Below are 7,304 nucleotides of genomic sequence, written 5' to 3'. Positions count from 1 at the left end.
GGGCCGGCGGCGCCGACCGGGGGGACGGCGCCGGAGACCAGGCCCGTGAACCCAGCGTCTTCGCCTCGGCCGACCGGGGCCCCCTCGGCGGCGAGAGCGGCACCGGTGGCGCCGCCACGGCGCGCCGAGCCGTGCGCACCCTGGCGGGCGGCCACGCCGACCGTCACACGGTCATCCACGGCGACGGCACCATCTACGAGGGTCCCCAGGTCGTCGCCCTGTACGGCCCCGACCGCTCGCCCCACATCGTCCAGGGGCCCGTACCGCCCGAGACGCTCGCCCACCTCGGCCGGGTGTACTGCGAGACCGCCGGCTACCAGCTGATGAAGGACCGGCTCCGCGACCACCGGGTGCTCGTCCTGTGCGGCGAACCCAGCAGCGGCCGCCGGGCCACCGCGCTCGCCCTCCTCGACGAACTCTCCCGGGGGAGGGTCTTCCGCCTCGACCCGCGCCACGGCGTCGACGAGATCACGGCGGAGTACGTCCAGGAGAACGGCGGCCACCTCCTGGAGCTGCTCACCGAGGACATCAGGACCGAGAGCGAGCCCCGGCACTCCGCCGCGGGCTCCGGCGACCGGCCCGCCACCGCCCCGCGCCCCGCCACCCGCCTCTCCGAGCTGCACCTGGACCGGTTCGGCGACCTGCTGCGCGGACGCGAGGCGTTCGGGATCGTCCTCGTCGAGAACGGCGAACTCGCCGACCGGCTCCTGCGCGGCCGGTACGGGGTCTACTGCGCCCCGCCGCCCGCCGACGAGGTCCTCCACCGCCACCTCCGGCTCCAGCTGAGCGGCGAGGCCCTCGGGACCGCGCGGGCCCTCGCCCGCCGCCCCGACGTGGTCGAGGCCCTCGGCCTGGAGGCGCTGCGACCGCGCGAGGCGGCCCGGCTCGCCGACCACCTCGGACGCCACTGGCGCGGCGAGCTCACCGACGAGCAACTCCTCGCGGACTGCGCCACGTTCGTCACCGCGCAGGCCCGCGAGTGGTTCGCGGGGGCCGACCGTCCCGGAACACTCCCCGAGGCCCTCCCGGTCCTGAACGCCGCGGCCTTCCGCATCGCCGTCGCCGTCTTCGACGGCTCCGCCTACAGCCTCGCCGCCGAGGCCGCCGAACTCCTCGCCTGGGAGCTCGCCGTCACCCTCGACCCCGAACACCCGCCGGGCCGCAGGCTGTTCGGGACACACGCCGAACACCGGCCGGTCCTCGCCCGCGCCGTCCTGGAGGACGGCGACCTCGACCTCGGTCCGGCCAAGGTGCCCGTGCGCGCCGTCCGCTTCCAGGGCGGAGGACTCGCCGGAGCCGTCCTCGGCGAGGTCTGGCACGGCCACCACAACGTCCGCGGCCCCGTGGCGCGCTGGCTGCGCGCCCTCTGCGACGACCCGCGCTCCGAGGTGTGGGTGCGGGCCTCCATCGCCGCCGGCGTGCTCTGCTCCTGGGACTGGATCCACGGCTTCCGCGAGCTGATCGCGCCCCTCGCCGTGACGGACGAGCCCGTCGCCCGGATGGCCGCCGCGACCGCGCTCGCCGAGTCCGCCCGCGACCCCCGCGTCCGGCCGGCCGTCGCCGACGTCCTCAAGGACTGGGCGTCGTCGGACGAGGACACCCTCGTCGAGACCGCCCTGCTCGCCCACGGCTATGTACTGGCCGCCGGGGACGTGTCCGGCTCGCTCGACGCCCTCGCGCGGGTCGTCAGGGACCGCGAGGCGGGCGACATCGACATCCTCGTGCACGCCGCCTTCAGCGCCGCCCGGCTGCTCGCCTCCGGCGAACCCGAGCGCGTGCTGCGGCGGCTGCGCGCCTGGCTCGACGACGGCCGCCCCAGCCTCGCCAACCTGGTCCTCCTCACCGTCATCCGCGCCCTGAGCACCCGGACCACGCACCTGTGGGGACTGCGGGACGTGCCCGAGCTGGAGCCGCACGCGGCCCGGCCGCTGCTCGTCGCGCTGCTCGCCACCCGGCCGGACCTCGCGCCCGAACTCGCCCGGCTGCTGCGGCACACCCTGTCCACGGCGCGCTCCGGCGAGGTGGCCCTGGAGGCGTTCGGGGGTCTGCTCCGGCGGGCCGTGAAGGACCCGGAGGCGCTGGGGCACGTCTGCGGCTTCCTGCCCCTCCTTGCGGTGGACCGCCGCGACCGTGACCGCCTCAGAGGACTGCTGAACGAACTCGTCCGGGACCGCGACCGGCCCCTGGACAGACGCGGGGCGCGGCGGATGTGGGACGCCGTGACGGAAGGAGTGCAGCGATGACCGGGCCCGAACAGAACGGGAACGCACGGCCGGACGAGCGGACGCGATGGGACGAGCGCGACCTCGACGGACGCCGCCCGGACCGCTCGGGACCGGACGGGCAGGGACCGGACGGCCGGGCGCGGCAGCGGTACGAGGAGCCGGGCGAGCGCGCCCGTGACGAACGGGCCCGGCACCGGGACGCCGGGCGGAACCCGGGGCGGGATCCCGGACCGGGCGGTGGGCAGGACGGTGGGCGGGGCGGCGGCCAGGGCGCCCCGCGGCATGGCGGCGGGGCCGCCGGCGGGCAACCCGGCCGCGGACAGGGTCCCGGGCAGGCCGGTGGCCAAGGTCGCGGCCAGGGCCGCGGGCAGGGCCGGGAGCAGGGGAGGGGGCAGGTGGCCGGACAGGGGCAGGCACCGGGTCGGGGTGAGGGGCAGGGCGTGGGACAGGGGCGTGAGCGGGAGCCGTGGAACGCGGACGCCTCCGGGCGGCCGCGCGGACCGCTGCTGAGGGAGTACGCGCCGCCGTACCGCCGCCGCAGCGGCCGGGTCGCCGCCGTGCTGCTCTACCGCAACGGCGGCCACCGGGTGGTGTGGCCGGACCGCAAGGAGGACGTCAACAAGCCCCTGATCGGCTCCCCGTACACCGTCTTTGAGGTACAACTCGGGCGTAACGTCACGGAGTTCAGGCTTCAGCTGCCCGCCGCCGGTGACGGCGTGTTCTTCGAGGCCGTCGCCAGGGTCCAGTGGATGGTGACCGACCCGCACCTCGTCGTCCAGGAACAGGTCGAGGACGTCGCCGAGCTGCTGCACGACGAGCTGCTCGACGGACTGCGCCGACTGTCCCGGAGGTTCCGCATCACCGACGCGCAGCGCGCCGACGAGGCCGTGCGCGAGGCGCTGAGCACCGGGCGCCTCAGCCTCGGCCGGGACATCGGGCTGCGGACCCGCGTCCATGTCTTCATCGACCTGGAGGAGTCCGTCAAGGCCGAGGTCCACCGGCGGGACCGGTTCGACATCACCATGGAGGCCGACGCGCGCGAGGCCGAGGCGGAGCGCCGCAAGGACGCGGCCGAGCGGGTGCTGATCGCCGACCGCGCCCGGGAGATCGAGGCCCTCTTCCGCCGCGGCGACCTCGCCCAGATCGCCCACCACATGGCGGTCCACCCCGACAAGCAGTGGGAGATCCGCAACCAGCTCCAGCAGGAGCGCCGCCAGGGCCAGGAGGACTACCTCGCCGTCTTCACCCAGCTCCTCGACACCGGGGTCCTCGAACGGCACGACATCGGCGAGCAGATGTACCAGGTGCTCATGTACCTGCGGTCCCAGACCGGCACCATCGTCGGCGGCATCACCGACCGCGTCCTCAACCCCTCCGGCGGCACCGGGCAGCGCTCCCCGCGCGCCATCGAGGAACGACTCCCCGAACCGGGCCGCCCCGACTGGGACGACGACCCCCGCGGCGAGGGCGGGGACGGCCGCTCGTACGGGGACGGCGGACGGTCCTACGGAGACGGCCCGACGCGCGGGGACGGCCGGGCGTACGGAGAGCCCGAGGGCCGTGAGAGTCGTGACGGCCGCGAGGGAGGGGGGAGCCGCGAGCGGCCGGACAGCCGTGGGGGCCGTGAGGGTCGCGAGGTGCGCGAGGGCCGTGAGCGGCAGGACGGGCGCGACGGGCGCGAGAGCCGTGAGCGGCAGGAAAGCCGCGGCGGCTGGGAGGACCAGGAGGCCCCGGACGGGCGGGACGGGCGGGACGACCCTCCCGCTCCCCGGGTCTACGAGCCGACCCGCGTCGAGTCCGGCCTCGACCGGGAGCGTGCGCGGGACCGCGGCGACGCGAGTGAGCACGACGACCGGTACGAGCGCTACGACCGGTACGACCGCGACGATCCGTACGACCGTGAGGGCCCCGATCGCTCCCGCCGGGATTCCCGGTCCCGCCGCCCGGCCCGCCCCAGCGCCGACTTCGACGACTGGGACGACGCGTGACGACCCCGGACCGTACCCCGGCCCCGACCCCCGCTCCGGCCCCGATCCCGGCCGCGGTTCCGGTTCCGGTTCCGACTCCAGCCCCGACTCCGGCCCCGACTCGGGCGTCGGCCCCGGACCCCACCCCTCCCTCCACCCCGCCCCCCGTTCCGTCCGAAGAGCTCCGCTTCATGGCCGAGCGGCTGCTCGCCACCGTCCGCGAGGACATCGGCCGGGCCGACACGAAGGCCGCGATCCTGCTCTCCGGCGCGCTCGCCTTCCTCGCGGTCGTGTTCTCCGGGGAGCGCGCCCCGCTGCCCACGGCCGGTGTGGGGCTCGTGTTCCTGCTGGTGGCGGGCGTGTTGTGGACGGCCGGGGTGGTGATGCTCGTCTCGGTGGTGCTGCCCCGGACCCGGATCGGGGCCGACCGCACGCTCCTGCGCGAGCTGACGGCCGGCCCGTCGGAGCCCGTGCTGCGCGAGCGGCTCACGGCGCCGGGCGCGGACGCGACCGGCTGGCTCCTCGAACAGGCCAGCGTGCACGGGCTCGTGCTCGCGGCGAAGTACCGGTGGCTGCGCCTGGGCGTGTGCGCGCTCGCGCTCGGCGCCCTCCTGGCCCTCTTCAGCGAACTGTGGTGAGACAGAAGATGCAGTGGACCAACAAGGGGAGCGTCCTGCTCCTCGCCGGGGCGCTCCTGGCGCTCTCCGGCCCGTTCGCGGCGGCCTCCGCCTCGGGCGCCGGCGCGCCCCCGGGGAGTTCCCGGGTGGGGCCGCGGGCCGCGGAGCCGGCCGACGGCCCCGATCCGATCGACTTCGCCGTGGTCGTCGACCAGTCGAAGAGCCTGGCGGACAAGGACCTGGCCCGGGAGACCGAGGCGGCGGCGCTGCTGAGCCAGGGTGAGATATCGGAGCGCTCCCGGGCCGCCGTCATCGGCTTCGGCAGCTCGGAGAAGCCCGGCCAGTCGCCCGTGCGCGAGGTCTGTCCGCTCATCGTCGTCGACGCGGCGGGCCGTGAGCGGCTCAGCGACTGCGTGCAGCAGCTGGGCCGCCGCGACGAGGCGCGGATGGGGCCGGGCACCGACTTCCCGGCGGCCGTCCGCCAGGCCGTCACCCGCCTCACCGAGGGCGCCCGGGCCGGAGCCAGGGCGCCGGCCGTCCCCAAGGTCGTCTTCCTGCTGACCGACGGCAGGCTCGACGTCGCCGACAGCCCCGAGTACGGCACCGACCGCGACAGCCGCCAGGCCAACGGGGCACGGCGGCTCACCGACGAACTCGCCCGCGCGCGGGCCGCCGGGGTCCAGATCTGGCCCCTCGGCTTCGGCAGCGCCATCGACCGCGCCGCGCTCACCGCGATGGCCGAGGGCGGCTACCGCGGTGCCTGCTCCGACGTCCCCGGATCCGCCCCGCGCATGCGGGTCGTCGGCACCTCCGCCGAGATCGACAAGGCGCTCCAGGAGACCTTCGCCGCCGCCCGCTGCGCCCGGATCGCCCACGGGACCGTCGGCAAGCCGCCCGCCGACCTGTCCGTCACGATCCCGCCGATCGCGACCGACGGTTCCCTCACGGTCTCCAAGCACGACCCGAAGGTACGGGTGACCTATTACGACCCGGCGGGCCGGAAGGTGCCCGCCCGGGGCGAGTTCGACGGCTCGGTCTTCGAGGTGAGCGGGCAGGACGGCCCGGTCGAGGCGCTGCGCGTGAAGAACCCGCTGCCCGGCCGCTGGCGGGTGCACATCGAGGCGCCGGAGGGCCACCGCGACCGCGAGGTCGCCGTCCGGGCCATTTGGCAGGGCCGCCTCCGCTCCGACGTCACCCTCGACCCGGCCTCCCCGCGCGCCGGCGAGGAGATCACCGTGCAGGCCCGGATGCAGACCCGGCGCGGGGTCGTCATCTCCGATCCCCGGCAGCTCGCCGGGCTCGTGGTCACCGCCGAGATGAGCGGCGCGGGCTTCGCTCCCGTCACGCTCCGGCTCGCCGACGACGGGCGGGCGCCCGACCTCAAGGCCGGCGACGTCCGGTTCACCGGCCGGCTCACCGTCCCCGCCGGCGCGACCGGCGAGCTGAAGTTCGTCACGCGCATGGCGGCGCCCGGCATCACCTCCGACCTGCGCCCGCTGTACGCCCGTACCGCCGAGGGACCGCGGACCGTGGTCGCCGGGCTCGCCGTCGACCAGGCCACCGTGCACCCCGGGGGCACCGTCCGCGGCACCCTCGACGTCACCAACGAGGACTCGGTCCCGCACACCCTGCGGCTCGCCCTGAAGGACGTGACGCCCGGCGCCGAGCTCGCCCTCGCCCCGACGACCGTCACGGCGCCGCCGGGCCGGAGCACCCGGGTCCCGTTCACGGTATCCGTCGGCGGCTCCACGGCCCTCGGTGAACTGGGCGGCCAGGTCACGGTGGTGGACACCGACGGCGACCTGGCCCTCGACTCCGACTACCTGGACGCCCGGGTGGTGGCGGCGCCCACCTGGTGGGACCGCTGGTGGAAGGAGGTGGCCGGCGGCGTCGGCGTACTCCTCCTCCTCGCCGCCCTCGTCGGCATCCGGCTCGCCGCCCGGCGCCGCCGCCGCGACCTCACCGGCGTCACGCTCGAACTCGGCCGCGAGGGGCGGTCGCTCTACGCGCTGACCGTCCGGCGCGGCCAGAGCCCCGGCGGCGTCTTCGCCTTCACCGTCGACGAGCCGTACGGCGCGCCGCCCACGCTGCGCCGGATCCGCGGCGGCACCGCGGCCGCCTCCCACGTCCTGCGCCGCACCGGCGGCGGCGAGCTGCTGTTCCGTGCCCGGGGCGGCCCGCAGATCCCCGTCAGGACGGGGGAGCCGATCGCCCTCGGCGACCACGAGCTCGTCATCCGGGGCGGGCGGGTGGAACCGGGCAGGACCCGCGACCTCCCGTGGGCCCGTCGTCCCCGCGGCCCCCGCAGGCCCGGCGCCGGACCGGCGGCCGGCGGCGGCACGGGCCGGGGCGGGAGCACGGGTACGGGCGCGGGCCTCGGCGGTGGTGCGGGCGCGGGCGCCGCCGGCGGCGGCGGCTCCGCCCCCGGATCCGGCGAGCCCGCGGCCGGCTCGGGCGCGTACGACGACAACTTCTGAAGGGTCACCGAGGAGACG

At 76.5% G+C, this 7,304-nt stretch carries 4 protein-coding genes; all 4 read left to right on the top strand.

All coding sequences use genetic code 11. From position 1 onward, the window contains the following. Nucleotides 1–2,243: hypothetical protein (locus ACFVZH_RS29565; protein WP_384902000.1), on the top strand; the 2,243-nt coding region annotated here is incomplete at its 5' end. 422 nt (nucleotides 2,244–2,665) lie between these two features. Then, entirely contained in the window at nucleotides 2,666–4,213 is a 1,548-nt protein-coding gene (locus ACFVZH_RS29560; RefSeq protein ID WP_384901998.1) for a hypothetical protein, read from the top strand. Nucleotides 4,214–4,383: 170 nt separating this feature from the next. Next, complete coding sequence (locus ACFVZH_RS29555; RefSeq protein ID WP_384901996.1) at nucleotides 4,384–4,830, top strand: Pycsar system effector family protein; 447 nt, start codon at nucleotides 4,384–4,386, stop codon at nucleotides 4,828–4,830. After that, nucleotides 4,827–7,286: a VWA domain-containing protein gene (locus tag ACFVZH_RS29550; RefSeq protein ID WP_384901994.1), complete on the top strand. Its 2,460-nt coding sequence runs from the start codon at nucleotides 4,827–4,829 to the stop codon at nucleotides 7,284–7,286. The genes ACFVZH_RS29555 and ACFVZH_RS29550 overlap by 4 nt, the downstream gene beginning before the upstream one ends. Nucleotides 7,287–7,304: the final 18 nt, after the last annotated feature.

Origin of the sequence: Streptomyces sp. NPDC059534, from assembly GCF_042743475.1 — a bacterium.
In the GTDB taxonomy this organism is placed as follows: Bacteria; Actinomycetota; Actinomycetes; order Streptomycetales; family Streptomycetaceae; genus Streptomyces.
Note: the sequence above shows the minus strand (reverse complement) of the source record. Positions and strands in the feature narration are given on the sequence as shown.

Bases quoted from the DNA above. Each gene is read 5' to 3' on its own strand.
- ACFVZH_RS29555 (WP_384901996.1), top strand. From the start codon at position 4,384: ATGGCCGAGCGGCTGCTCGCCACCGTCCGCGAGGACATCGGCCGGGCC.